At 39.7% G+C, this 26,256-nt stretch carries 28 protein-coding genes and 1 tRNA gene; 12 read left to right on the top strand and 17 right to left on the bottom strand.

The genetic code is table 11. From position 1 onward, the window contains the following. Positions 1–18: 18 nt before the first annotated feature. From N8A86_RS15315 to N8A86_RS15305, 3 genes are all read right to left on the bottom strand, one after another. A complete protein-coding gene (locus N8A86_RS15315) occupies positions 19–534 on the bottom strand; it encodes a hypothetical protein (RefSeq protein WP_273566190.1) in 516 nt (171 codons plus the stop codon). Between the two features lie 266 nt (positions 535–800). Continuing rightward, complete coding sequence (locus N8A86_RS15310) at positions 801–1,892, bottom strand: hypothetical protein (protein ID WP_273566189.1); 1,092 nt, start codon at positions 1,890–1,892, stop codon at positions 801–803. A 566-nt stretch (positions 1,893–2,458) separates the two neighbouring features. Continuing rightward, positions 2,459–4,645 (bottom strand): glutamine synthetase III family protein, encoded by a 2,187-nt coding sequence (locus N8A86_RS15305; protein WP_273566188.1) that lies wholly within the window; start codon positions 4,643–4,645, stop codon positions 2,459–2,461. 217 nt (positions 4,646–4,862) lie between these two features. Here N8A86_RS15305 and N8A86_RS15300 point away from each other — a divergent pair, with 217 nt between their 5' ends. Continuing rightward, entirely contained in the window at positions 4,863–5,879 is a 1,017-nt protein-coding gene (locus N8A86_RS15300) for a glutamine synthetase beta-grasp domain-containing protein (RefSeq protein WP_273566187.1), read from the top strand. Between the two features lie 39 nt (positions 5,880–5,918). Here N8A86_RS15300 and N8A86_RS15295 read toward each other — a convergent pair whose 3' ends face one another. From N8A86_RS15295 to N8A86_RS15275, 5 genes are all read right to left on the bottom strand, one after another. Then, positions 5,919–7,538, bottom strand: coding sequence for a carboxypeptidase-like regulatory domain-containing protein (locus N8A86_RS15295; protein WP_273566186.1), 1,620 nt, complete (start codon positions 7,536–7,538; stop codon positions 5,919–5,921). A 148-nt stretch (positions 7,539–7,686) separates the two neighbouring features. After that, positions 7,687–9,306, bottom strand: a complete 1,620-nt coding sequence (locus tag N8A86_RS15290) for a carboxypeptidase-like regulatory domain-containing protein (RefSeq protein ID WP_273566185.1) — start codon at positions 9,304–9,306, stop codon at positions 7,687–7,689. A 152-nt stretch (positions 9,307–9,458) separates the two neighbouring features. After that, positions 9,459–9,845, bottom strand: coding sequence for a hypothetical protein (locus N8A86_RS15285; RefSeq protein ID WP_273566184.1), 387 nt, complete (start codon positions 9,843–9,845; stop codon positions 9,459–9,461). Next, positions 9,830–11,059, bottom strand: a complete 1,230-nt coding sequence (locus tag N8A86_RS15280) for a carboxypeptidase-like regulatory domain-containing protein (protein WP_273566183.1) — start codon at positions 11,057–11,059, stop codon at positions 9,830–9,832. Before N8A86_RS15280 ends, N8A86_RS15285 begins: the two co-directional genes overlap by 16 nt. A 14-nt stretch (positions 11,060–11,073) precedes the next feature. Then, positions 11,074–12,012: a calcium/sodium antiporter gene (locus N8A86_RS15275; protein ID WP_273566182.1), complete on the bottom strand. Its 939-nt coding sequence runs from the start codon at positions 12,010–12,012 to the stop codon at positions 11,074–11,076. Positions 12,013–12,167: 155 nt separating this feature from the next. Between N8A86_RS15275 and N8A86_RS15270 the strand changes: the two genes are divergently transcribed. From N8A86_RS15270 to N8A86_RS15255, 4 genes are all read left to right on the top strand, one after another. Further along, positions 12,168–12,527, top strand: a complete 360-nt coding sequence (locus N8A86_RS15270; protein WP_273566181.1) for a BlaI/MecI/CopY family transcriptional regulator — start codon at positions 12,168–12,170, stop codon at positions 12,525–12,527. Then, on the top strand, positions 12,527–13,774 hold the full coding sequence (locus N8A86_RS15265) for a M56 family metallopeptidase (protein WP_273566180.1): 1,248 nt from the start codon (positions 12,527–12,529) through the stop codon (positions 13,772–13,774). Before N8A86_RS15270 ends, N8A86_RS15265 begins: the two co-directional genes overlap by 1 nt. Next, positions 13,707–14,207 (top strand): hypothetical protein, encoded by a 501-nt coding sequence (locus N8A86_RS15260; protein WP_273566179.1) that lies wholly within the window; start codon positions 13,707–13,709, stop codon positions 14,205–14,207. Before N8A86_RS15265 ends, N8A86_RS15260 begins: the two co-directional genes overlap by 68 nt. Before the next feature lie 528 nt (positions 14,208–14,735). After that, positions 14,736–14,891 (top strand): SsrA-binding protein, encoded by a 156-nt coding sequence (locus tag N8A86_RS15255; RefSeq protein WP_273566178.1) that lies wholly within the window; start codon positions 14,736–14,738, stop codon positions 14,889–14,891. Here N8A86_RS15255 and N8A86_RS15250 read toward each other — a convergent pair. Further along, positions 14,885–15,397, bottom strand: coding sequence for an adenine phosphoribosyltransferase (locus N8A86_RS15250; protein WP_273566177.1), 513 nt, complete (start codon positions 15,395–15,397; stop codon positions 14,885–14,887). The two genes, N8A86_RS15255 and N8A86_RS15250, sit on opposite strands and share 7 nt — an antisense overlap. Before the next feature lie 168 nt (positions 15,398–15,565). Between N8A86_RS15250 and N8A86_RS15245 the strand changes: the two genes are divergently transcribed. Then, positions 15,566–15,639, top strand: a tRNA-Arg gene (locus N8A86_RS15245). Between the two features lie 464 nt (positions 15,640–16,103). On the opposite strand, the gene N8A86_RS15240 is transcribed toward N8A86_RS15245, so the two are convergent. Continuing rightward, on the bottom strand, positions 16,104–17,444 hold the full coding sequence (locus N8A86_RS15240; protein ID WP_273566176.1) for a S41 family peptidase: 1,341 nt from the start codon (positions 17,442–17,444) through the stop codon (positions 16,104–16,106). A 2-nt stretch (positions 17,445–17,446) separates the two neighbouring features. Continuing rightward, on the bottom strand, positions 17,447–17,917 hold the full coding sequence (locus N8A86_RS15235; RefSeq protein WP_273566175.1) for a MarR family winged helix-turn-helix transcriptional regulator: 471 nt from the start codon (positions 17,915–17,917) through the stop codon (positions 17,447–17,449). A gap of 117 nt (positions 17,918–18,034) precedes the next feature. Here N8A86_RS15235 and N8A86_RS15230 point away from each other — a divergent pair, with 117 nt between their 5' ends. Next, entirely contained in the window at positions 18,035–18,583 is a 549-nt protein-coding gene (locus N8A86_RS15230; protein ID WP_273566174.1) for a YeeE/YedE family protein, read from the top strand. A gap of 9 nt (positions 18,584–18,592) precedes the next feature. Next, on the top strand, positions 18,593–19,006 hold the full coding sequence (locus N8A86_RS15225; RefSeq protein ID WP_273566173.1) for a DUF6691 family protein: 414 nt from the start codon (positions 18,593–18,595) through the stop codon (positions 19,004–19,006). Between the two features lie 2 nt (positions 19,007–19,008). Here N8A86_RS15225 and N8A86_RS15220 read toward each other — a convergent pair whose 3' ends face one another. The 6 genes from N8A86_RS15220 to N8A86_RS15195 form a co-directional block, all read right to left on the bottom strand. Further along, positions 19,009–19,284, bottom strand: a complete 276-nt coding sequence (locus N8A86_RS15220) for an ATP-dependent Clp protease adaptor ClpS (protein ID WP_273569073.1) — start codon at positions 19,282–19,284, stop codon at positions 19,009–19,011. 32 nt (positions 19,285–19,316) lie between these two features. Beyond that, entirely contained in the window at positions 19,317–20,153 is an 837-nt protein-coding gene (prmA, locus tag N8A86_RS15215; protein ID WP_273566172.1) for a 50S ribosomal protein L11 methyltransferase, read from the bottom strand. 149 nt (positions 20,154–20,302) lie between these two features. Further along, on the bottom strand, positions 20,303–21,052 hold the full coding sequence (gene tpiA, locus N8A86_RS15210) for a triose-phosphate isomerase (protein WP_273566171.1): 750 nt from the start codon (positions 21,050–21,052) through the stop codon (positions 20,303–20,305). 1 nt (position 21,053) lies between these two features. After that, on the bottom strand, positions 21,054–22,727 hold the full coding sequence (locus N8A86_RS15205; protein WP_273566170.1) for a BT_3928 family protein: 1,674 nt from the start codon (positions 22,725–22,727) through the stop codon (positions 21,054–21,056). 54 nt (positions 22,728–22,781) lie between these two features. Next, entirely contained in the window at positions 22,782–23,123 is a 342-nt protein-coding gene (locus N8A86_RS15200) for a four helix bundle protein (RefSeq protein WP_273566169.1), read from the bottom strand. A 6-nt stretch (positions 23,124–23,129) separates the two neighbouring features. Next, positions 23,130–23,696, bottom strand: a complete 567-nt coding sequence (locus N8A86_RS15195; protein WP_273566168.1) for a DUF1599 domain-containing protein — start codon at positions 23,694–23,696, stop codon at positions 23,130–23,132. 106 nt (positions 23,697–23,802) lie between these two features. Between N8A86_RS15195 and folP the strand changes: the two genes are divergently transcribed. Genes folP through N8A86_RS15175 form a run of 4 tightly spaced genes read left to right on the top strand, consistent with a single transcriptional unit; the run spans position 23,803 to position 26,251 of the window. Further along, positions 23,803–24,624, top strand: a complete 822-nt coding sequence (gene folP, locus N8A86_RS15190; RefSeq protein ID WP_273566167.1) for a dihydropteroate synthase — start codon at positions 23,803–23,805, stop codon at positions 24,622–24,624. A gap of 57 nt (positions 24,625–24,681) precedes the next feature. After that, the gene (cdaA, locus tag N8A86_RS15185; protein WP_273566166.1) at positions 24,682–25,467 is read left to right on the top strand and encodes a diadenylate cyclase CdaA; all 786 of its coding nucleotides are present in this window, start codon (positions 24,682–24,684) and stop codon (positions 25,465–25,467) included. Positions 25,468–25,469: 2 nt separating this feature from the next. After that, positions 25,470–25,754, top strand: a complete 285-nt coding sequence (locus tag N8A86_RS15180; RefSeq protein WP_273566165.1) for a DUF3667 domain-containing protein — start codon at positions 25,470–25,472, stop codon at positions 25,752–25,754. 14 nt (positions 25,755–25,768) lie between these two features. Then, entirely contained in the window at positions 25,769–26,251 is a 483-nt protein-coding gene (locus N8A86_RS15175) for a hypothetical protein (RefSeq protein ID WP_273566164.1), read from the top strand. Positions 26,252–26,256 lie beyond the last annotated feature (5 nt).

Below are 26,256 nucleotides of genomic sequence, written 5' to 3'. Positions count from 1 at the left end.
TATAGCTATGCAGTTCAGTTAATTGAAATTTCGTATGACAATTGTTTTGGCACTACCTTCCATGGTCAAACGCATATTGTCACTGATGGAATTATTCCCATGAATGGTCAAATTTTGTCCGTTCCCAATTTGGTCTATCTGGCGTTGTATTTCTAGTGAAGGGGTATTGGCGAATTCAGCGAAGTGATGATTATCGCCTTGTTGTCGTATGGTTTCCATCATGCCCAAGACCGCAACAGTAGTCCGAATCGAATTGCCATTGCCATACTGCATGGCTTTTATATCACTTGTCGAGGTGTTGGTATTTACTTGGGTCAAATTGCCCGAGCCAATCTGCTCTATAAAAATGTTGTTTGTGTTAAGGGAAGTATTTGCCTGTAACGGATTCACAAATGATCGTAACAGTTCGTTTTCCGGCCCAATCGTTTCTATCAAATCCGAAGGTCGTGTTTCTTCAACCGTATTTTGTGCGTAGGCTAGTGTCGAAACAAGGCATATAGCCAAAAATTGCAATAAAGTTGTTTTTTTCTTCATTGGGTAATCGTTACATAAGACTTTTAAATGTAAGTAAATTATGCTGTGTATAAAAGTTTGATTGTGCCAAAGACCAAAAAATTCGGTGTCCGTCACTCTCGTCAAAACAAAGACCTAAAAAGTCAATCAACTATTTTCTGTGGGGAAGTAAAAAGAAGCACAGGGGTTAGGGCTTTTGATCGTTAGACCTAGTACCCACCCCTGTGCTTTTACTATTTAAACTTAAACGAGTCTAAGAAAACCCGTCGGCATTCGGGGTACTCGTATTATGGAAAAACCGTAGATCCCGAAACTTGTACAACAGTAGCCGAGTTGGTACCTATTTGAGTCACGGCACTATTATTGATACCGAAAGCGCCTGTTTGGCTAACCGAATGGTAGTTGCCAATACCTGCTTGGATCAAAAAGCTGTTGTTTACAACTGATCCTCCAGCACCGCTTTGATAGACGTAGCTTTCATTACCTACACCTATTTGCCCAACAACGGAATTGTTATCGTTACCTCTACGCTGAACTACAAAACTTGTGTTTCCGCTACCAGCACCTGAACCTAAGCCAAGTTGACCAACATAAGAATCGTTGTCACCCCATGCTTGGTCAACGCTACTTTTGTTGCCATTACCAGCTTGGTTTACATCAGAAACGTTGTTATTACCAGCGAACTGTGTTACGTCACTAGCGTTGTCATTGCCCAATTGGAGAACGTTAGAAGTATTTGTTCCAAAATTTTGAATCACACCACTCCAGTTTCTGTCACCGATCTGGTCGACATCAGAGTAATTGTCACCCCAACCTTGTTGTACAGAGCTACCGTTATCATCCCCTTCCTGATACACATCAGAATAGTTTGGAGTACCAGTTTGGCTCTGGTTTACATAGCTGCCATTGCCATTGCCTATTTGCTCGACATAACTCTCATGGAATGCTCCGGTCTGCATCACGTTGCTTGTGTTCATGGTACCATCTTGTGTGACTTCACTATAGAGCCCAAGACCAGCTTGCGTGGTGTACGCTTGGTTACCACCTGCAGAAAAGAAACCTGAAGTCTGGTCGATAGAAGAGTAGTTACCAAGACCACTCTGCGTGTTACCCGCAGTGTTCGTTCTACCTACCTGATCTATATCGGAATAATTCAAAGCATCACTCTGAGTTGCACTAGCAAGGTTGCCAAAGCCGATTTGATCCATCTCGGAAAGCTGAAGTGCTCCCGTTTGTAAAACAGTACCTCCATTGTTAGATCCCAATTGATTCAACTCGGAATTGATGAAGACACCCGCTTGGCCTACACTGGCCGTGTTCGCACCAAAAAGACCACCTACCTGGTTAATGGTACTGTTATTGGTCTGGGCAAAAGCCACAGTTCCAAATACTAGCGCCGCAGCGCATAAAACTACTTTTTTAATCATAATATTAAGGTTTAAAGGTTAAAATACATTGTTACACATCAAACTATTACGTTTGGTCTTGACCAAGGTTCGATATGAACCATGGTAGCAACCATCGAGGGAAACATAGGTATTCTAAGTCTGTGCAAGATATGTGGGGTACCTGTACAAATTAAAATGCTAATACTATTTAAAAAGGGGAATCAACTACTTACTAACCTAGGGGGAGAAATTGGTTAGCTTCTATACTATAATTTAAAAGGTCAGATTAACTTAAATCTGTATTCAAATTATTTCTCAACGTTAAGATGTGTTAAAACTATACTGTTAAAAATCTTTAGATACACTATTTCGTTGTTCGGTCATTTTAATCGATAAAGTGTAATTTCAGGCGTAAGCACTTAAAAAATCATACAAGATTACTTACAAAAGATGGCAGTTAAAGATGGTGCCAAATGTACAAGGAGCTCGTTTGATCGATAAAAAATGTGGGGTTTTCACATAGAAAAATCGAGATTAACCCGTAGTGCCGGAATCGACTATTTAACAAACAACAACTCGCGATATTTGGTCAAGGGCCAAAGACGATCGTCGACCAAGCGTTCGAGTCTATCACAATTAAATCGAATTTCATCAAAGTAGGGTCGAACCTCGTTGCAATACGTATGGGCCTTTTTATTAGTGTCGAGCATGGCGTTACCCTTTTTTCGCGCTTCGACCATGGTATCCGTTTTCGTTTTGAGTTCCGAAATATGGGTCGATACTTGTTCTAGAATGTCCATTTGGGCGGGTACATATTTTTTAAAGGTGCTTCCATAGATGTCTTTCATACCTGCAAGATTTTTTAAGAGCATGTTCTGATACCGCATTGCGGCGGGCAGTATGTAATTATAAACTAGCTCGGTCATGACCCGACCCTCGATCTGTACATTTAATATATAGGTCTCCAACTCCACTTCTTTGCGAGCAGCTACCTCTTTCTCGCTCATTACGTTCATGGACCCGAAAAGTTCAAGACTTACTTTGTCCGTCAATACCTGCAATGCTTCGGGGGTAGACTTATTATTACTCAATTTTCTCTTCTTGGCCTCTTTTTCCCAATCGATGCTGTAGCCGTCCCCATCAAAACGAATACGTTTCGATGCTTTTATGTGTTCTCGCAATACATTGAAGACCGCCTCATCTTTCTTTAGGTTTTTCTTATCGATAAGCAGATCAACTTCCTTTTTAAATTCTTGTAATTGTTTGGCCACGATCGTGTTCAAAACGGTCATGGGTTTCGCGCAATTGGTCTTAGAACCTACCCCCCGCATCTCGAACTTGTTTCCGGTAAATGCAAAGGGAGATGTTCTATTTCTATCCGTATTGTCCAACAATATCTCAGGAATCTTTCCGACTACATTGAGTTTCAGTTCGGTTTTTTCTTCGGGGGAAAGTTTTCCTTTTGAAACACCTTCCAATTCATCCAAAACACTGCTTAACTGTTTTCCGATAAAAATGGACATGATTGCCGGTGGAGCTTCATTGGCACCCAATCGATAATCATTGCTGGCCGACGCAATCGATGAGCGCAGCAATTCTTCATAGGTATCCACGGCTTTTATGGTGTTTATGAAAAAGGTCAAGAACTGAAGGTTTTTCATGGGCGTAGAACCCGGACTTAGCAAATTCACTCCGGTATCTGTAGCCAAAGACCAATTATTATGCTTGCCCGAACCATTTATGCCTTCAAAGGGCTTCTCATGGAACAATACCTTTAAATGATGCCTATCGGCTACTTTGTCCATAACATCCATAAGTAGCAGATTATGGTCAACGGCCAAATTTGCCTCTTCGAATACCGGAGCCAATTCAAATTGATTCGGTGCCACTTCGTTATGTCGCGTCTTGACCGGTATGCCCAATTTGGTACATTCTTGTTCAAGATCGCTCATAAAACTCAACACCCGAACCGGAATAACCCCAAAATAATGGTCGTCCAATTGTTGGCCTTTTGCGGCGGATTGTCCAACCAAGGTTCTACCCGTCAACAATATGTCAGGCCGAGATTGTGCCAAGGCCTTGTCGATCAGAAAATATTCTTGCTCCCAACCTAAGGTAGCATGAACTTTTGACACGTTTTTATCAAAGTATCTGGCCACCGCCGTTGCGGCCTCATCGACAGCATGCAAAGCTCTTAATAGCGGAGCCTTATTGTCTAGCGCCTCGCCTGTATAGGAAACAAATATGGTAGGGATGCATAGTGTTGTGCCATAAATAAAGGCCGGTGAAGTGGGGTCCCAAGCGGTATACCCCCTAGCTTCAAATGTATTTCGAATGCCACCGCTCGGAAAGCTCGAAGCATCGGGCTCTTGCTGTACCAATTGTGCGCCGCCAAATTTTTCCAAGGCCCTACCATCAGGCAAGAGGTCAAAAAATGCATCGTGTTTTTCGGCAGTCGATCCTGTCAATGGCTGAAACCAATGCGTATAATGGGTGGCACCCATGGTGATGGCCCACCCTTTCATTGCCTCGGCTACTTGATCGGCTATTTTTCGGTCTATTTTTGAACCGGAAAAAATTGCGGCCTTAACACTTTCAAGGGCATCCTTGGTCAGGTATTGCAACATACGCTCTTCATTGAAGACGTTTTTTCCGAAAAGTTCGGACCGTCTACCGCGTTCCTCAATTTGGATGTGATTTCTTTTTTGGCTATCCGAAATAGCCCTAAATCGTAGCTCAGACATGGTACAGATTGTTGATATTAGGCAAAAGTAGGAATTAGCGATTTAATAATTAAAGCTTCAAATAAATAATTATAATTAAAAATACCCTCTTTTCAACAGGGGTGTTGATAATTTTATCTAAATAATACGGATTTGACCCCTTAAAAATTAGTTGAAAACATTTAAAAACATATTTTTGTGGATCGTTCAAAAATGGAATAACTAACACTTTTAGAATATGAGCAAAACAAAATTGGAATACATCTGGTTAGATGGATATTTCCCCACACAAAACATGAGAAGCAAGACCAAGGTCGTAAATAACTTTGGGGGCAAACTGGAAGATTGCCCCATGTGGTCTTTTGACGGAAGTTCAACAAGACAGGCAGAAGGTGGTTCTTCGGATTGCCTCTTGAAGCCTGTAGCCATTTTTCCGGATCCGGATAGAAAAGATGGTTACTTGGTAATGACAGAGGTTCTGAATGCAGACGGTTCTGCACATGAATCGAACGGTCGCGCGACTATTGATGATGATGACAACGATTTCTGGTTCGGTTTTGAGCAAGAATACTTTATTATGGATGTGCATACCCAAATGCCCTTAGGCTTTCCAATTGGTGGTTATCCGGCCCCACAGGGTCTCTATTATTGCTCGGTTGGCGGAAGAAATACCCACGGAAGGGATTTGGTAGAAGAACATGCCGATTATTGCATCGCCGCAGGAATAAATTTCGAAGGTATTAACCAAGAAGTTGCCTGTGGTCAGTGGGAATTTCAATTGTTCGCCAAAGGAGCCAAAAAGGCGGGCGATGAACTATGGGTGGCAAGATATCTTTTGGATAGGTTAACGGAAAAACATGGCTACTATATAGAATACCACCCTAAACCACTTGGAAGGGATATGGATTGGAATGGTTCCGGTATGCACGCCAATTTCTCTAACAGTACTTTGCGCACTGCGGGTTCCAAAGATGTTTACGAAAAGATATGTGAGGCTTTTAGGCCCTTAGTCGCAGAGCACATTGCGGTTTATGGTGAATTTAACGACCAACGTTTGACCGGTCTCCATGAGACCGCATCTATTCATGACTTTAGCTACGGTATTTCTGATCGTGGGGCTTCCATTCGAATTCCGATCGCTACGGTCGAAAGCGGTTGGAAAGGTTGGCTTGAAGATAGACGACCCGCTTCTAACGGAGATCCATATAAGATTGCCGGTAGAATCGTTAAGACTGTGAAGTCTGCTAAGTTATAAGCTTAGAATTAATTGTTGATAATAGAAAAGGTCCTAAATTCAGTTAGGGCCTTTTTGTTTTTCAATTGTTGGCAAGGGCGTATTCATCCAATACTTGTCAAAATTAGCTGGCCTTACAATGGGTTGATCTTTGAATATAGGTTTATTTTTATTCATAAATAACACATCGGTAGGCATGGCCACATTCGGTTTTACTTCTTGGACAAAAAATTCACGGAATTGATCCATTTCCTTATATGTGGGTTCATGGAGAAGATTACCATACCTATCCCTTATGTTTCCGAATTCAAAATAGAGCACGTCGGCGTCCAGGGCATTTCTCCTTTGTGCCAACTCCATCTCATAAAATATTCGGTCAAGGTCTTCTTTGGACAGTTTTGGGAATAGCAGCACCTCATCTTGAATAACCACAATACCATCAACCTTTATTCTTTTGCCTTTATAACGGATTTTATATCGCGTAACTTTATTAGCATCATCATCGTTAACCGGATCGGAAAATGAAACTATAAAACATTTTTTGGCAAAATTCACCGCAACCTCATCGACCTGAAATCTATAAGGTTCTCGAACTTGGAATTTGTTGAACATTGAAATGTAGTTCAAGTACATCTTGTTTTCGATGTTGCGATATTCCGATTTTACCTCAAGCATCACATAAGCATCTTCACCGTATTTATCCTTTCTACTATCAGTCGACATTCGGTTTTTATCATAGACCTTATAGTCCATCCAATATATGGCAAAATTACTTTTCGATATGTAAAAAGTACCATTGGCAGTATGGCCCTTTTGCGAATAGGGGCCTCCTGAATTTTTTGTGAATTTTATGGTATACAGATACTTTCCATCGAAATAAGTATCGTCTTCTTTACTGAAGATATGATTGGTGAGCAGATCGGTCTCCAGGCGATTTATAAAAGAATAGGAATTGATCATATAGTTTCGAATGGCATCATGGGCACTCAGTATCTGAAACTCGTTGCCTCCATAGTTCGGAATAATAGCCTTTTGTATGATTTTCTTTTTATTATTATAATCATAAGGACTAAGGGCTAACGTATCCCGTAAAAAATCATTATTCTTACGATTATCATAGATTTGAACATTGGTCGATTCCAGAGAGTTTTTCGCAAACCCCGTATCAAAAACCTCTAAAATGGATTCGTTAAGATTGACATATCGATTATTTTCATATTGATAGTCACGATAATATCCTATTAAGGAAAAGGGTTCCAAAGGATAATTTGTCGGGATGTTCTTGATCGCCCTTTCTACGATTTGACGGGCCGTAAGTCTTTCTCTTACCTTCGATTTTGCCCGTACAACGACCTCATTCAGTTCTAGAATTCCCGGAGCCATTCGTATGACATTGATCCGTTCGGTTGATAAGCTTACTATACCGACTTCTTTTGTCACATAGCCCATGGACGAAATTTCAAGTATTTCGCTGTATGCCTTGAATTTTAAAGGAACCTTGAATCCGCCGTCTTGATTGGAAATAACACCCATGGCATACCCTTTGACCCGAATCGTGGCAAACGCAATCGGTTCATTGGTCTTACTATCGTAGAGCTCGCCCAATATAAATTCTTCTTGGGAGTTAACGGGAATAAAAAAAAGTACACAACAGAGCAGAATAAAATATTTGGTCGGCATAGGCGAAATGAATTTTACAAAATAGTGAAATGCACAAAGGTCACATAAACCGCAACAAGAACCATACCATCTCACCACCCCGAACGAAGACCCTTTGGGAGAAAACCTAAGGTCAAATCAAAAATAATATATTAACTCAATTTTGCCTCTAATCCTTAATCGGAGGCAATGGCGTATTCATCCAATACTTATCAAAATTATCCTGCCGTGCGATGGGTTGGTCTTTAAAAATGGGGCGCTTTTTGTCCATAAACCTTGAATTCAAAGGAGCTTCGGTATTCGTTTTTACCTCTTGAACAAAAAATTCGCGGAATTGATTGTAATTATTTGTAGTCCATTCGCCTAATAAATTTCCCTTAACATCATGTATATTTTTTATGTCGGTCACCAAGAGCTCCCCAATTTTTTCTGTCTCTGTACTATTCTTTTTCCAAACCGAATCGATTTGAAAAAACATTGTCCTTACCTCCTCTGCTTGGGTAGCGTATTTTCGTTTCGGGTATAAGAAAACTTTTTCATCACCCACTTCGACTTTTTCGAAATCTATTTTTTTATCCTTGAATTTAAAGGTATAATTACTTAAAATTTTTCCATCTTCTTTATCAACCTTCTGACTAAACTCAACAATAAAACGACCTTTCTCTACATCTATATCAATATACTTTTCTTGAAATATGGGCGGTTGCCACAACTTAAAACTGTTATTAAAAGAAATAAAATTGAGATACATTTTATTGTCCCTGCGCGCATATGCCGTCGTTACTTCAAAAATAAGCTGCTTATCAAAACCATTCTTGTCTGGTTTTTGGCTTTTGTTTAATTTTCGATTGTTGTAGAGGGCATATTCCATCTTATGAATCGAAAAATCGCGTTTCGAAATATACATCGTTCCATGAACCCTATAGCCCGGTTTTAGGGCATTGAAGCGTATTACATAGAGTGCCTCGTCGTTCAAAAATGTAATGGGCTCTTTTGAAAAGGTGTGATTTTTCATAAAATCGATTACCAAGATGTTTGCAAAATCATAGCTGTTAACCTTACTGTTTCGTATTGCATCGTGTACTCTCAAGATGACAAACTCATTTCCACCATACCCGGATAGATATGCATTGTCAATAACCTTTTGCGAAGTTTGGTAATTGTACTGCTGCCTAGCGCCGTTATCCGCTTCAAAATCCTTATTCTCTATGTAATCGAAAATTTTGACTTGTGTGGTTTTGTAATCCGGTTCATCAAAACCATAATCGAAGACTTCTAGAATCGCCTCGTTCAAATTCACATACTTATTTTCATTGAACTGATAGTCACGATAATATCCGATAGTCGAAAATGGATCGGTCGGGTAATTTTGTGGTATCGCCGCTATGGCCTTTCTAACAATTTGTCGCGCCGATAACTTAGTTTTTTTCTTTTTCGCAGTCACAATGGTTTCCGATAGCCCAAAGACCGCCGGTTCAAGTTTTAGAATATGCAGTGTGTTTTCTGACATTTCTTGAATCAAAAATTCCTTGCTCTGATAACCCATAGAGGATATTTCAAGAATATCACCATACGCCTTATATTTTATGGGAATCTTGAAACTTCCGTCTACATTTGAGATGACCCCTAATGCTTGATCTTTAATACGAATGCTGGCGAAGACAATTGGTTCATTGGTGGTCGCATCCAACAATCGCCCGGTTATGAATTCGCGCTGTTGTGAAAAGACAATAGTGCCAAATAATAACCAAAGGAAAAAAGCAAAGTATGTGATAGCTCTTTTTCCCATTTTTCTGTTGTTGGTTTCAAGTAATGGTAAAATATACAAATACCACATAAACCGCCACAAGAACTATACCATCTCGCCACTCTAAACGAAGCTCTTTTTGGGAGAAAAACCAAAGGTAAAATCAAAAATAATATGTAAACTCAATCTGACCTCTAATCCTTAATCGGGGGCAATGGCGTATTCATCCAATACTTATCAAAATCATCCGGCCGTTCGATAGGTTGATCTTCGAATATAGGTTTGTTTTTATCCATAAATAATACATCTGCAGGTACAACCACACCCGGATTAACCTCTTGGACAAAAAATTCTCTGAATTGATCAAATTCTCTATAAGTTGGTTGGTTCAATAAATTTCCATCTAAATCTAACAGTCCGGTAACTTTGAATTTTAATACTTCATAAACATTATGTCCTTTTTGGAACATGGTTACCAATTTAGGCATCATATTCAAGGTCTTCTTTCTTAAAAATGGGTGCAGATTAATCAAAGTATCGTCTACAATTTCAATCCTTTTAAACTTTAATTTTTCGCCCATGTATTTAAAATCGTACCAATCGCTTTTTCGGCATCAGGTTTAGTTGCCAATTTATTATTGAGCGTGATAATAAACGTATTTGTGGGAGCCGAAACTAATGTTTCTTTAATTATAAACTTAGGTGGTATGGTAAGTTGAAACGTATTGTGCAAAGAAATATAGTTAAGATACATTTTATAATCCGCCAGGCGTTTATATTCTGTGCTAACTTCAAAAATCAGTTCGCCCTTAATGCCTTGATCCCTTAGTTTTTCGTCAGTGTTGCGCTTTTTTTCATCATAGACCGCATATTCCAATTTATGAATGGCAAAATCATTTTGAGAGATATATAAAATTCCCCTTACCGAATACTTTGGATGCTCCTTTTTTAATTGAATCGTATAGAGTGGTTCATCTTCCAAATAAGTGTCCGGCAGCCTCTTGAAAGAGTGGTTTTTCAGAATATCGCCTTCTTTCATAGTATTGACGAAATCGTAACTGTTAATCCGATAATTGCGAATGGCATCGTGAATACGAAGAATGGCAAATTCATTACCGCCATAGGCATTTAGATAGGCATTATCTATTGTTTTAAGATGCTCTTTGTAATTATAGGGATTATCGGCTATCGTATCTCTTCTAAAACTTTCGTTCTGAAGATATTCGTAAAGACGTGTTTTGGTGCTGGTCGAGTCTATTTCATCGAAACCGGAATCGAAAACTTCTAAAAGGGCTTCGTTGAGGTTTACGTACGCTAGACTATCCAGTTGATAATCCCGGTAATATCCTTTGAGTGTAAAATTACCTGAGGGATAATTATTCGGAATGTTCTCTATGGCATTACTTACAATTCGTTTTGCGGTAAGCCTTCCTTTTCTTTTGGCGGTGACTACCGTTTCTGTCAATGAAAACACTCCTGTAGAGAGATAAATAATATTGGTTTCGTCTAAAGAAAGGTCTTTTATTGCGACAGTCTTTTTTTCATAGCCCATTGAGGATATGTCAATGCTTTCGCCTGAAGACAACAGTGCAAAAGGCAATCTAAAACCGCCATCTTGGTTGGTAATAACACCTTTAGTCCTCCCTTTGATTTGAACCGAGGCAAAAACAACCGGGGCACCCGTTTCTTCCTCTAAAACTCTACCGTATAAATATTCATTCTCTTGGGCAAGAAGACGTATACCAGAACCCAAAAGAAAGAATAAAACAAAGATGCAAAAGGTTAAATTTCGCATATCATGCGTGTTGGTTAGCCTATGGTAAAATAAACAAAAGTCAAATAAACCGCCACAAGAACTATGCCATCTCGCCACCCCAGGCGAAGCCCTTTTGGTAGAAAAACCAGTGGAAGAATCAAGAAAGAAATACCCAGCATCCAAAAGATATCGTTGGTCAACAGCCCTTGGTCCATGACCCGGATCGGAGTTATGATCGAGGTTATCCCTAAAACCGCCAACAAATTAAAAATATTCGAGCCGATAAGGTTTCCTAAAGAAATAGCTTTCTCTTTTTTTATGACCGCAATGACCGATGCGGCCAATTCAGGTATGCTAGTACCAATGGAAACAACAGTAATACCGATTACCCGGTCGCTGACCCCAAAAGTATTCGCCAAGTTGACCGCTCCTTTGATCAATAGTTCGGATCCGCCCCAAAGTGCAGTCCCGCCCAAGCCCAAAAACAAAACTGTTTTATATAATGGTAAAGGCATATCGTCTTCCGGTAATTCATCGACGACCGCAGTTTTTTGAAAGCGTAGCAAATACACCAGAAATAAAAATAGTACAATCACCATGATAATCCCCTCATATTGCTGAAGTTCACCGTCGAAATAAATAAATCCGAAAAATAAAAGAGAGGCCAGCATCATTACAGGCCAGTCGGTCGTGTAAAAGCTTCTTCGTACATCTATGCTTCCTAACAGAATGGTGATGGCCAGCACTAGGCCTAAATTGGCAATATTGGAGCCCACTACGTTGCCCAGGGCAAGGTCGGGAAAGCCATCCAATGCGGCTTGAATGCTCACGATAAGTTCAGGTGCCGAAGTTGCGAAAGAGACTACGGTCATACCGATAACGATCTTGGGAATGTTCAATCGTAGCGACAACGCAACGGCCGATTTAAGAAGCCAGTTTCCACCGGCGATCAAGAGACCTAGGCCTAAAACAATGAAAAGAACGTTCAGCATTCGATTGGTTTTGAACAAATATAACCTAACCATTTAATTTTCAAACGTCAGGTCTAAATCCAAAGATTTATGTAAACTATATTTATAGTTAAATAACTATTAAAATAGTTGTTTGATGATTTGGGATATGCTATGTTTGATAAAAATTAAGCGGGATGCAAAAATTGACCAACAAAGAGGAAGAGATAATGATTATAATGTGGCGTCTAAAAAAAGCGTTCGTGAAAGAAATAATGGAAGAAATCGAGGGTCAAAAACCCCATTATAATACGCTTTCTACCATAGTACGCAACCTAGAGGAAAAAAAATATGTCGACTATGAGGCATTCGGCAATACCCATCGCTACTATCCTAAAGTTACCATTGAAGAATATCGCAAGCGTTTTGTGAATTCTAAATTGGCCGAATATTTTGATAACTCGTATAAAAGCATGGTTTCATTCTTTGCCAAGGAGGAAAAAATTTCGGTGGAGGAACTAAAGGAAATTATCGATTTAATCGAAAAGAAAAAATAATGGAAGCATTCATACCCTATATTTTAAAGGTATCCTGTATACTGGCCCTATTCTGTGGGACATACCTCTTATTTCTAAAGAACGAGACATTTTTCAAGTTCAACCGCTACTTTTTACTTTCAGGCATTCTAATTGCCATCGCATTGCCATGTGTCGAAGTGACGAGGTATGTAGAAATTGAATCTGTGGTTGGCACTACAATGTTTATGAATAATTTCCCAAATACTTTTGCTGCATCCGTTTCGGCAAAACCGATAGACTGGTCACAGGTTTTTTTCATTGTCTATGGTATCGGCGTAATGGTTTTCAGCACAAAGTTCATCATTCAGTTGGTATCACTTTTTAGAATGGTCGATGGCAACATTCCTAGAAAATTTGGCGATTATTACTATGTGGAGACTTCTTTGGACATTGCGCCTTTTTCCTTTTTCAAATACATTTTTTACAATCCGTCACTATACACCGAAAGCGAATTGTCGGCCATCATTAAGCATGAAGTGGTGCACAGCTCACAATGGCATTCGGCAGATGTGCTTTTCGCTCATCTCATTACTATACTAACTTGGGTAAATCCCTTTAGTTGGTTATACCGAACATGTGTTAAACAGAACCTTGAGTTTCTAGCCGATCAAGCTGCTACAAAAGAATCTGTATCGCTCTCCAATTACCAATATACTTTATTAAAAGTCTCCGGAAATCAATATTGCACATCAATAGTTAACACCTTTTACAATTCATTAATCAAAAAACGAATAGTCATGTTAAACAAATCAAAATCAAACAACAAGAACCTTTTAAAAGTACTGCTGATACTGCCCGTGCTTGCAATATTTTTGGTCAGCTTCAATACCAAGGAGATTTATATTGCCACAAATTCGGAATCCGACACTTCCTGGGTCTATGAAAATCCGGAGAAGACCATTAAAATCGTCATCGATAAGAACATGACGGACAAAGAACTAAAAGAGTTGAAAAAAGACCTTGCTGATAAAGGAATTGATTTTTCGTATACCGTAGTCCATAATTCTAAAAATGAAATCACCTCGATTTCCATAGATTTCGCAGCCGAAAACAACGGTTCACAAACAAAAAGTTCTTCTAGTTTTAATAATGACGACCAACCTATCGATCCGATTCATATCGTCTATAACCCCGATACCAATTCGATTTCAATGGGAAATGGAAAAAAATACGCATATAGATGTTCATCAGGACAGCGACCATACGGTGTGGGTGAGTTCAGATGATGACGATGACCATAGAACCGTAGAAATTATTGAGAAGAGCGGAAAAGAGATCATTAAGGTCAACGGCAAGGAAGTAACCCGTAAAGAATATGAAGCAATGAAAGATGGGCCCGATATGCTCAAAAAGCATGTGAGAATTAGAAAATTAAAAAGTGATGGTGAGAGCAATGTGTTCATTTTGAAGGATTCCGACCACGACGATGAAGATATCATTGCGGTAGAAAAAGGAAGTGGATTTTTCTTCATCGACACCGATGGTGGTAAACCCTTATATATTGTTGACGGAAAGGAATCAAACAAAGAAGATGTAAAATATTTAAACCCCTCCGATATGGAATCGATACATATACTTAAAGGAGAAAAGGCAAAAGAAAAGTATGGGAAGAAAGGAAAAAACGGGGTAGTCGAAATTACCACGAAGAAAAAAGAATAATTAAAGAGTAATTAGAATACCAATCCTTCACAAAAACCGGCTCCTGAAAAAGCCGGTTTTTTATTGAAAAAAGATCCAAAACACCAAAAAGCCATTTTTTGATATGAAAAGGCCCTTGAGAAATATAAAAAGCTCTAAAACGGCCTTACAATTATTTTAAATCGTAATTGTATTATTAAAATAATATTACATTTTATAACTATAACGTAGAAAAAATTAAAATAATTATAATATATCTGGTTTTTTAACTTACAATACTGTATTCACTTGCATTGATTTAACTAAAATTGCTTTGAGGTGACTATTTATTTTATATATCTTATTTGGATAATCGATTATTAAAATGCACTATTAACCCTAAAAACCCCGTATTATGATTGCACTTGCTAAGTTGTTACTCTATCTGTTACTATCGTTGATCATGATATTAGCATAAGTTGAATCATATATAGGCCTATATACTCGAAAAGGGCATCCGTCTGGATGCCCTTTATTTTTAGTATCTTCATCTTTGTAAAATCAAATGGAATGAAAAAATCTTTTTTTAAATTCCTGGCAAAAGTCAATAAGGCTATTCTCCCTTCCTATAGCAAAAAACAATTGGACCTATCAAAGGCATCAAAACTTCAAATGGCCATTATTGGTTGGCGATATTACGTGACCACAAATGCCTTGGGTCAATAATGCATCAGCGATTTAACGGCATACTTCTTCAATTTTTCTCTTCCCTTCAAAAAGTCGAGCTCGATTAAAAAATTACACTGAATTATTTTCCCGCCCATTTTTTCCACCAGATTGCACACCGCTTTCGCCGTACCGCCGGTCGCTAGCACATCATCATGGATCAAGACGTTTTCCCCTTTGACAATACTATCGGAATGTATTTCGACCGTATCGGTACCGTACTCCAAAGAATAAACTTCTTCCAATGTTTTGGAAGGCAACTTACCCGCCTTTCGAACAGGCACAAAACCCGCTTTTAAACCTGATGCCAGCATAGGAGCAAAGAAAAACCCACGGCTCTCGATACCCACTACTTTGTCTATACGCCGGTTTTCAAGGGAATGCAATAGTGCCTCCGTGGCAAATTTAAGAGCGATGGGGTCTTTTAACAGCGGGGTTATATCTTTGAAAACGACACCTTTTTTTGGAAAATCGCTAATGTCGCGGATATAGTTCTTTAAATCCATTATTTTGAACGTGGTTAGTTTGTCGTTAAATTTAAAAAGAAATATATTTGCAACCCTGTTTCAGGAAAAGAATAATGGCCTAGAACATGGTCAAAATTTCAAAAAATAAACAGTTCAGCTTTCTATGGTGAAGCTATTTTATTGACTGGAATTAAAGAATTTAAAATTGGTCCTGTGGCGCAACTGGATAGCGCATCTGACTACGAATCAGAAGGTTACAAGTTCGAATCTTGTCAGGATCACATCACTCAAGAAACCACGTCCCTTTTCGGACGTGGTTCTTTGTTTTATGGAAAAACCGAACAACGTTCGAAGCTTTGGAATAAAACAAAGAACTAGCAGCCCCTAGGCTGCGTGGTTTCTTATTTGCAGTAGCGGGCCTATTCAAGATATGCAATCTTGTCAGGATCACTTAGAGCAAAAAGTCCGTCCCTTTTTTGGGATGGATTTTTTTCGTTTTAGGGAACGTCAAAAGACCCGAGTCTTTTGTGAGTCGGCTAAAATGAAAAAACGATTACCCAAGCATCGGACTTTTTATTGCAAGGTTGGGAGACTAAAAGAAAACCGAAGGTAATCTTGTCAGAATCACGAATAAATTGAAAAACTGCACATCAAACCATGTTTATTTTAATTTGTAAGTGCAGTTTTTTGATTTTCAATCCCGCCAGCTATCGGGTGTAGCTTTGTCAGGAAATGTTAGTAAATCTCATTGTCCGTTCCTTAAACTTTTATCACTTCTACCATTGCTGTAATTACCCTGAATCGCCACTACCTTTCCATCTTCCTGTAACATCTCTATCCTGAAATATGGAATTTCCTCGATTAGGAATCTCTTCTCGGTCATGGGGATTAACACGTATTCGTTGTCGCCTTCTCTTTGATAATGGAGCTTACCGTTTTTAAAGGTCAGTTTACGTGGACCATAATTTCCCGCATAGGATTTCAATTTTGCTTCCTCAATTGCCACCTGGTTTTTCGCCGCTTTTAAGCCTTCCAATGCCCATTCTATACCAAAAGTATCCTCTCCTTTGTCTTTGTTTCGCTTTAAAATAGTTTCGAGAGCGGTAATTTGGGCAACTTCGAGTGCCTCATTGGCCGAAACTTTCATGTGTGGCTCCACACCAACTCCTTCCCAGTTAGTTTTGGTTATGGGGTTGATTGCCCTACCTTCTGGAACCCATATGGTAAATCTGTTAGTGACAATCTGCGTACCCCCTGGGTGTGCTCCTCCTCCTGTCGTTTCACCAATTAGGTTAGCTCGCTCTAGATTTCGAAGATTGTAACTAAACTCCTCCGCAGCAGAAAAAGTACTTTGACTGGTAAGTACATAGACATCAATATCTGGCCTGCGTTTACCAGGTACATAAGGCAAGGTCCAGGTTTGTGTATGCTCGTCTCGTGGCCTATTATAAAAGTTGTTTAAATGTACCGGCTCAGGACCATATAAATAACTGGTAATCAATTGTATCATGGACGGACTACCACCCCCATTCTGTCGAAGGTCGATAATCAATGCGTCGGCATTGCCAAGAAAGTTCATTGCCGATTGGGCAGTGGCTCCTGCCTCTTCATCCACATTGGAAAAACCGATCAAATTGAGGTAGCCAATATTCCCGTCGAGTATGCGCACCTCTTGAAAACCATAATTCCTAGCCTTGTTTCTTTGTAGCCTACTTTTGGCAAAAGCTATGCTATCCTCTGAAGATAGGGCAGCATTTCGCCTTCGAGCGATACTTTCTGGATCGAACTGAATCCGTAAATGCAAATCATTACTTACGGATTGCACCTCCTTTGTGAGCACCTCCGCAAATTTTTGAGGATCCTTAATTTTGTTATAGGCCCCAGATGCTAAATTGTTTCGTAGTAATTTGTTCATTTTTAATGCAACCTCGGGAAAAACATAGCTCACATCAAGAATGCTCGTAATCGAATCGATCAGTTGACTTTTTTCATTAGCTTCGATTTCGTCTGGATTGTATTGTGCGTGGGATGGTATGACCATCCCACACGACAATAGAATAAACAACAGTACTTGTAACGTTTTCATGATTATTTCGTTTTTTGATGTAAATTATTCGTGCAGTTGATTGTGATTTTTTGTAGTAAGTTTTTAAGTGTCTCTATTTCTTCCTGACTTAACCCTTCCAAAGCTTTTTTCCTGTTTTGCATAATCACGGGAATCGATTCTTGTTGAATGATTTTTCCTATTGGAGTCAGCTCCAGACCAAATCTCCGGCGATCTTCTGAATTGACAGATCTTTCCAAAAATCCCTTTTTTACAAGTAAATCTATCATCCTTGTAATTGAAGCATGGTCCTTAAATATCTTTTCCGCGATTTCTCTTTGGGTTATATTGGGGCAATCATGAATGGTCTTAAGAACTAGCCATTGGTCAATGGTAATCTCATCGTTGACATCGCTAAGGTTACGTTGGGCAAATTGCCTGTATGACTTAATGGACTTCTCTAAAATATAGAAAAGTACATTTTCTAATCGAGATATGGGTTGAACTTCTTTCATTGATACAAATATAGTTGATATATCAACAATACAAAATGAATTAACTCTATTTTAACGATAACAATGATTTGGACAACTCAATAATATTCCAATTATCTTTGCGCCAAATTAATACCTATGGAATTTCTTTTACAACCTTGGCCCTGGTATACTTCTGGTCCACTTATCGCCTTGGTCATGTTGCTTCTGGTCTATTTCGGAAAGACTTTTGGCATGTCGTCGAACCTTAGAACATTATGTGCCATCGGCGGTGGCGGAAAATATGCCGATTTTTTTAATTTCGATTGGAAGGCATATCGTTGGAATCTGGTAGTGGTTTTGGGTGCAATTATAGGGGGGTTCATTGCCGTAACCTTTCTGTCCGATGGTTCCAATATTGCGTTGAGTCCAGATACAATTTCCGACCTAACTGCACTCGGATTTGATAATGTAGGTGCCACTTTGTTACCTCAGGAAATATACAGTTGGGACAACGTTCTAAGTTTCAAAGGAATTTCAATATTAGTCATAGCCGGATTTCTTGTTGGGTTCGGTACGCGATATGCGGGTGGCTGTACGTCGGGCCATGCCATCACTGGACTTAGTAATCTACAACTGCCTTCATTGATCGCTGTGATCGGATTTTTTATCGGAGGATTGATTATGACCCATTTTTTGCTCCCCTAATTTTTTAATATGAAGTTTCTAAAATTCTTGCTCGTCGGAATATTTTTCGGAATCGTTTTAGTAAAGTCGGAAGCCGTATCCTGGTACCGCATTTTCGAAATGTTCAAATTCCAATCCTTTCACATGTACGGTATAATTGGCTCTGCAGTCGGACTGGGCATTTTGTTCTTATGGTTGTTCAAAAAATTAAAGGTAAAGAGTGTAGAGGGAAAAGAGATTTTCTTGCCGCCGAAAGACAGAGGTTTCGTTCGTTATATGCTGGGCGGAACTATTTTTGGATTAGGATGGGCATTGGCCGGCGCGTGTCCGGGACCGATGTACATATTACTGGGCACAGGAGTCTTTAGCATGTTGATCGTTATCACCGCGGCAATTTTGGGAACCTTTACCTACGGAGTTATCAAAAGCAAACTGCCACATTAGCGTCAAACAATCTCTGCGCTTAGACCCGCCTGCAGAAGTCCTGTGCATCGTGGTTCCAAGTCTTTGTATTCGCCGGTCTTGACCGTGCATTTCCCATTATAATGGACAATTAGCGAACATTGCTCCGCTTGTTCGGGCGTGTGTTCGCAAACGGCCATCAACGTTTCGATAACATGGTCGAAGGTATTGACCTCATCGTTAAAAAGTACGATTTCGTTCTGTTTGACTGTCTCTTCATCGAGCAGTACTTCTTCCGATATTTGTTCTTTAGTACTCATCATTCTCGGATTAATAGCTAACATTACGCTCTCTAAATTACATATTTTACGGCAACCCAATTATTCTTTTCAAGTTTTTTTTCGAACCTAAGTCCTACTTCGAGACACTTTTGGGAAATCAATTCAATATCTTTTTCATAGAATCCGCTTAGAAAAAGAACGCCATTTTTTGTAAGACAATTTGCATAAGTCGGAATGTCGTGAAGTAAGATATTACGATTGATGTTTGCCAAAATAATATCATATTTTCTACCCTCCAACATGGTGGAATCGCCTTCTAGAACATTAATATGGGCATAATGGTTGCGCCCCACATTCTCTTTTGCATTAAGGTAGCACCAATGGTCTATGTCTATGGCGTCAACCGGCTTGGCACCCCGCATCGCTGCTAAAATAGCCAATACTCCCGTACCGCTTCCCATATCCAATACCGATTTACCTTCAAACTCATGCTCCAAAATATGTTCCAACATCATGTGGGTCGTTTCATGATGTCCGGTACCGAAACTCATTTTCGGCTCAATGACAATATCGTATTTTGTTTTAGAATTTTTATGAAACGGAGCCCGCACGGTGCATTGTTCTCCCACATGAATGGGATTAAAATTACTTTCCCAAGTGGCATTCCAATTTTCCTGCTCGATTTCTGTAATGATGTGTTCGATCTGAAATCGCGAATTGTCCAAAATTTGAAGGTTTTCCAATATTCCCTCATTCCAATCTTTCTTCTGGATGTAGGCCAGAACGCCTTCTTCGTTTTCTACAAAACTTTCAAAACCGAATTCGCCCAGCTCGGCAATTAAAATATCGGATGCCGGTTGGAGCGGGTATACTTTGAAACTGTATTCTATGTAGGTGGTGTTAGGCATTTTTTACGATTTAAGACCGATTGTGTAGAGCTATTCCCTAAGTCAGGACGACAAAAAAAAGACCTTTTACATAAGAATAATCTTCTCTGAGAGACTCAAAAAAAATTGCCACTCCAATTGAAATATTCTCGCCTTCGCGGGAAGGACAATCAAATGGCCTTAATAATCGCAATAAAATCATCTGCATTCAAAGAAGCACCACCAATGAGTCCGCCATCAACATCGGGTTTGGAGAAAATCTCTTGGGCATTATTCGGCTTTACACTTCCACCATATAAAATGGAAACATTCTCGGCAATGCTATCATCATACTCATTCGAAATCGTTCTTCTGATAAAGGTGTGCATTTCTTGTGCCTGTTCAGGAGACGCGGTTTCTCCTGTTCCGATGGCCCAAACTGGTTCATAAGCCAATACGACCTTAGACCAAACCTCTGGCTTTAGATTAAATAGACCATCTTTTAATTGATCTGAGACAATATTGAAATGATTGCCGGATTTACGATCTTCCAATTCTTCCCCAAAACAGAATATAACCCTCAGGTTTTTCTCTAATGCCGCTATAACCTTTTTAGCCAAGATCTCATCGGTCTCACCAAAAATGGACCTTCGTTCAGAATGACCTATAATTACCGTCTCGATACCGATGCCCAATAACATATCGGCCGATATTTCGCCAGTATACGCACCGCTCTCGGCAAAGTGCATATTCTGGGCGATTACTTCAATGGCAGAACCTTCAAGGTACCGTACGGCTCCTACCAAATTCACATAGGTAGGTGCCACCATGACCTCGGCATCGGTATCTGGCAATTTTGCTGCAAGTTCGGTTACCAACACTTCCGTTTCTGAAAGCGTTTTATTCATTTTCCAATTTCCGGCTACTATTTTACTTCTCATATTATTCTGTACTTTGATTCATTTTGTTCAAAAGTGCTTCCACATCTGAAACGTTCATCTCTTTAAATTCAAAATCGGGACCGAACATCCGCTGGGCATTTTCCATCATGGTATCTTCAAAACCAGCTTCTTTCCTAAAGACGTCAACAGAATCGACACTTTTAAGCGGCCATATTATGGATATTTCGTCGGGAGTACCAATAAAATATGACATGCCCTGTGTACCATAAATCTGGGGTTTGTTCTGCCGCACCAAATGTCTATCGAGCATCATGGCATATCGTTTAAAGGGAAGCTCTTTTTCTTTGGCGGCATTATCAATCAAATCAATATATTGGTCTATCTTGTCGGAATGTTGTATCACATACCAAGCTACTTCTTGTGTACTTTCCCCCACCAAGCTTTTCCCCGGATAACCATACATTTCTATGGCCTTTTCAACGAATTCTAGATTGGAACTATCGATCTCAATTTGCTTGGGCCAGGTTTCGGCCGATGGATTGGCCCTATACTTCTGATCGAGCACCATAATGCTGTCCAGTTTTTTCTTCAATTGTAAATCCAAGGCCTGCGGATAGTCATTGGTAAATTCAAGTTTGCCCAAGTCGTTGTGATGTACTTTCTGTTCGATCGTACCTCTATGCAGCACCATCACACCCGGATTTGAACGAATAATCGTTTTCAAAGCCGTTTCGTCGGTAAAATAGAATTCGAAGTTCAGGTTATATTGCGCAACGATTTTTTCACTTATTTCGGGCCCTGAAGCCGACATTCCGATTACCTTGTAATGATTTTGTATGGCAAAATCCGTTACTTTTTTTATCTCGGAAAACATGGGGTCGCTTTTTCGTAGGTCGTAGGCAATAACCATAACCAGTTTAGATTCTTGCAAAAGGGAAGCCGAAAAATCCTCACCGTTCTGTTCGATGGTAAAATCATGTATCGGGGGTTCATATCCTGCTTGTACCTCGGTCGTCTCGACATCGATAAATTCTCCATCGACTTCAGGGTACTCGCCTTGTGTAACAACAATTTTATCCCCATCATTTGTTTTAAAACGCCACGCATAATCATAGACCGCTTGTGGCGCTCCTTCGGGGATGCTCATACCCTCTTCTATATTTGCCCCCATTTTATAGGGCCTAAAATCGATTACAGGAAGATGATTGAGCACATAATAGGCATAGGCGCCGCTAAGTAGTAGGGCCACCGTAAAAAGAAGTAGTTTTATACGAGGACCTAAAATCGAGGTAATATGTTTTCGGCCCACAAACAAAATTAGAATGAGCACAAGTAGTATTACATCTTTGGTAAATGATTCCCAAGGTGTGAGCTTTATGGCATCGCCAAAACAACCACAATCGGTCACCTTATTAAAGTACGCGGAATAAAAGGTAAGAAAGGTGAAAAAGACAATCATAAGTAATAGGCTCCATACCGTGAACTTCACCTTGAAACCTATTAATAACATAACTCCTAAAAGGACTTCAAAAATGACGACAAAGATGGAAATCGCCAGCGCGTAAGGCTCCAAAAAAGGTAAGTCCAAAACACCTGCGCTGAAATACTCCTCTAATTTAAAGGAGAAGCCCATGGGGTCGTTCAACTTTATCAATCCGCTTATGATAAATAGAATACCTACGAATATTCTGCTGATTCCTACTAGATATTTCATAACTCAATTAAATTCTAAATTCCAAATTCCAAATTCCAAAGAAAAAAGCTTCTACTAGACTTTACTTATAATCGCAGACAGTATTTTTCTTAGTTCTTCAGATTCTTGAATCAAATTGTTTATTTCTTCCTTCGGCGGATTATTTGCTTTGAGCAAACGTAGCCAATGCCTTGATTCTTTTGCCTCTTTTCGAGAAATTTTGAGTCGGAAAATCAAATCTTTGTCCCCAAGTTTCTCGTTAGCTTCTATATAATTAGCTCCTATTGATCCGGAAGCGCGTACCAATTGTCTTCCATCCTCAATATTGGCGATTGTCGATTTTAAAGATTTTACCAGTACCCTACAATTTTTGGCAAACTCGAATGTTCTCTCTTCCAAATCATACGGTTTTTCCATAACCAACTATTTGGAATTTGGTGCTTGGTACTTGGAATTTGCATTGAGATGAATCAATGCAAACACCGCGTAATTCACCATATCTTGATAATTGGCATCGATACCCTCACTGACCAGTGTTTTTCCCTGATTATCCTCGATTTGCTTGACACGCAACAACTTTTGAAGAATAAGATCGGTCAATGAGCTTACCCGCATATCGCGCCAAGCCTCACCGTAATCATGGTTCTTATCTTCCATAAGCCGTTTGGTCTGGGCACTATGCTTATCAAAAAGTTCCAAAGCCTTTTTGGTAGAAAGATCGGGTTGTTCCACGACCCCTTTCTCCAACTGTATCAGTGCCATAATCGAGTAATTGATTATGCCGATAAATTCCGAACGTTCGTCCTCATCGATTTTTTGGACTTCATTTTCCTGTAGTCCCCTGATACGCTGTGCCTTGATAAAAATCTGATCGGTCAATGAAGGAAGACGAAGAATTCGCCATGCGCTACCATAGTCTTTCATCTTTTTCCCGAAAAGATTTCTGCACTCTTGAATAATGGTATCGTATTGCCCTGAGGTATCGTTCATGAATAAAGCCTAATTTGCGTAAATTTCGCCTAAAAAGTTGGAAAGGTCAAAGTTCGGACTTTAAACTTGACCAGCAAAATACAATCGTAACGGCACGAAAAATCGCATGACCCTAAACTGCAAAGGAACCCTTATCGACCTGACCACCCCAAAAGTGATGGGCATTTTGAACATAACCCCCGATTCTTTCTACGATGGAGGGAAATATTCGGATGAAAAAAGTATACTTGACCAAGTTGAAAAAATGTTGCGGGAAGGAGCCACTTTCGTCGATGTCGGGGCCTATAGCTCAAGACCTGGAGCGGCACCTATTTCTGAGGAGGAAGAACTGAGACGTATGCTTCCCATTGTTCAAATACTATTGAAGGAGTTTCCTGAAATACTGCTTTCCATCGACACCTTTAGAAGCGGGGTTGCCGAAGCATGTTTGCACATCGGTGCCGCAATGGTCAATGACATTTCTGCTGGAAGACTGGACGAGAATATGTTCACAACGGTTTCAAAATTCAAGGTGCCCTATATCATGATGCATATGAAGGGAACTCCCCAAAACATGCAGCAGCAAACGGAGTACAATAGCTTGTTGGAGGACATTCTATTTTACTTTTCCGAGCAAATGGTCAAGGCAAGGGCCCACAAAATCAACGATATTATTGTTGATCCGGGCTTCGGTTTTGCAAAGAACATAGCCCAGAATTATGAGCTTTTACAAAGAATGGATTGGTTTCAAACACTCAAGGTGCCGATACTGGCCGGACTCAGCCGAAAATCAATGATTTACAAAATCTTGGATTCGACCCCCGAGCAGGCCCTGAACGGCACGACCGCTTTGAACATGTTGGCATTGAGCAAAAGTGCCAATATCCTTCGAGTGCATGATGTCGCCCCCGCAATGGAATGTGTTCAACTATACAATCAATTGCCATAATGCAACGTTCTATTTTTTATAGCCTTATTTTTTCTAATTTTACAAAAACGGCACAGATTGGATTTTCTTAATTTTATTGATTTCAAGATTACCGATATCATTGATATCATCTTGGTCGCCGTTCTACTCTATTACATCTACAAACTTGTTCGAGGCTCGGTCGCCATCAATATTTTTATAGGCATTGTTATTGTCTGGGGATTTTGGAAGCTTACTGAACTGCTCGACATGAAGATGATCAGCAGCATGGTCGGTGGATTCATGCAAGTCGGACTTATTGCTTTAATTATCGTTTTTCAACAAGAAATAAGAAAGTTTCTTTTGATGATCGGCTCGACCAATTTCGCCAATAAGCGTAATTTCATCAAACATTTCAAATTCTTGAAGCAGGAAGGCCTCTCCACGGATAACAATGTCGATGCCATTGTTCGGGCCTGCGAAAAAATGGCCTCGACACGAACCGGTGCCATCATCGTCATCGAGCGGAACAATTCGCTCGATTTTGTAAAATCATCGGGCGATACTATGAACGCTGAAGTGAACTTGCCCATTTTAGAAAGTATCTTTTATAAGAACAGTCCATTGCACGATGGTGCGGCCGTAATAAAGGACAATCAAATCGTTGCCACACGGGTGATTCTTCCCATTACCAACGAACGTAAGATTCCGTTGCGTTTTGGGCTGCGCCATCGGGCCGCCGTAGGCATTACCGAAAAGACCGATGCATTGGCCTTGGTCGTCAGCGAAGAGACAGGCGACATCTCTTATATTAAAAATGGGGAATTCATGTTGTTTGAGGATTTGGCGGAATTGACTTCCATTATAAAAGAAGATCTGATTTAGTCATGGAATGCAAAAATTGTCAATCGACCCTCGCTGAAAGAGCTGATTACTGTTCTTTTTGTGGCGCCAAGATTATTCGAAATCGGCTAAACTTAAGAAATCTGTGGACAGAATTTACCGAGCAGTATCTAAATCTTGACAATACATTCCTTAGAACGATAAAGCATCTTTTTACGAAGCCCAAGGAGGTCATTTTAGGATATATCAACGGGCAAAGAAAGCGATATCTAAACCCAATAAGTCTTTATGCCATCGCCCTGACCTTTACCGGTATCCTATTTTTTTAATCGGAAAATTCTTTTTGGACCAGCTCAGTATGACTTGGCTGTATGGAGATATGGGGGAATTCGGCCAACAGAGCTTTAAATCGACAGTAGAGAATCAGACCCTAATTGCCCTTCTTTCTATACCCATTTACACGGCTATATCTAAAATCACCTTCATAGGGATCAAGAAACTGAATTTGACCGAGCATGCCATCATCTATTTCTATTTAATGGGTGCAACCACTGTCGCTTCATTTCCGTTTATGGTTCTTTTTCTAATCGTGGGAGTGAATTATTTCATTATTTCATACGTTTTTATAATCTTGGTAATCCTATATACGGCATGGTGCTTAAAACGAATATTCGATTTATCGATAGGATCTATTCTATTTAGAACGTTCTTGTTTTTAATCTTCCTTTTTGTAGTCTATGTTCTAGCTGTTTTGGCACTATTAGCATTTGCATATTTGACAGGAGGAATAGAAGGAATAAAAGAAATGGCAAAACCCCCATCGTAGTAACA

Origin of the sequence: Maribacter halichondriae (assembly GCF_027474825.1) — a bacterium.
GTDB classification, from domain to species: Bacteria; Bacteroidota; Bacteroidia; order Flavobacteriales; family Flavobacteriaceae; genus Meishania; species Meishania halichondriae.
This window is presented reverse-complemented; position numbering and strand designations above follow the sequence as displayed.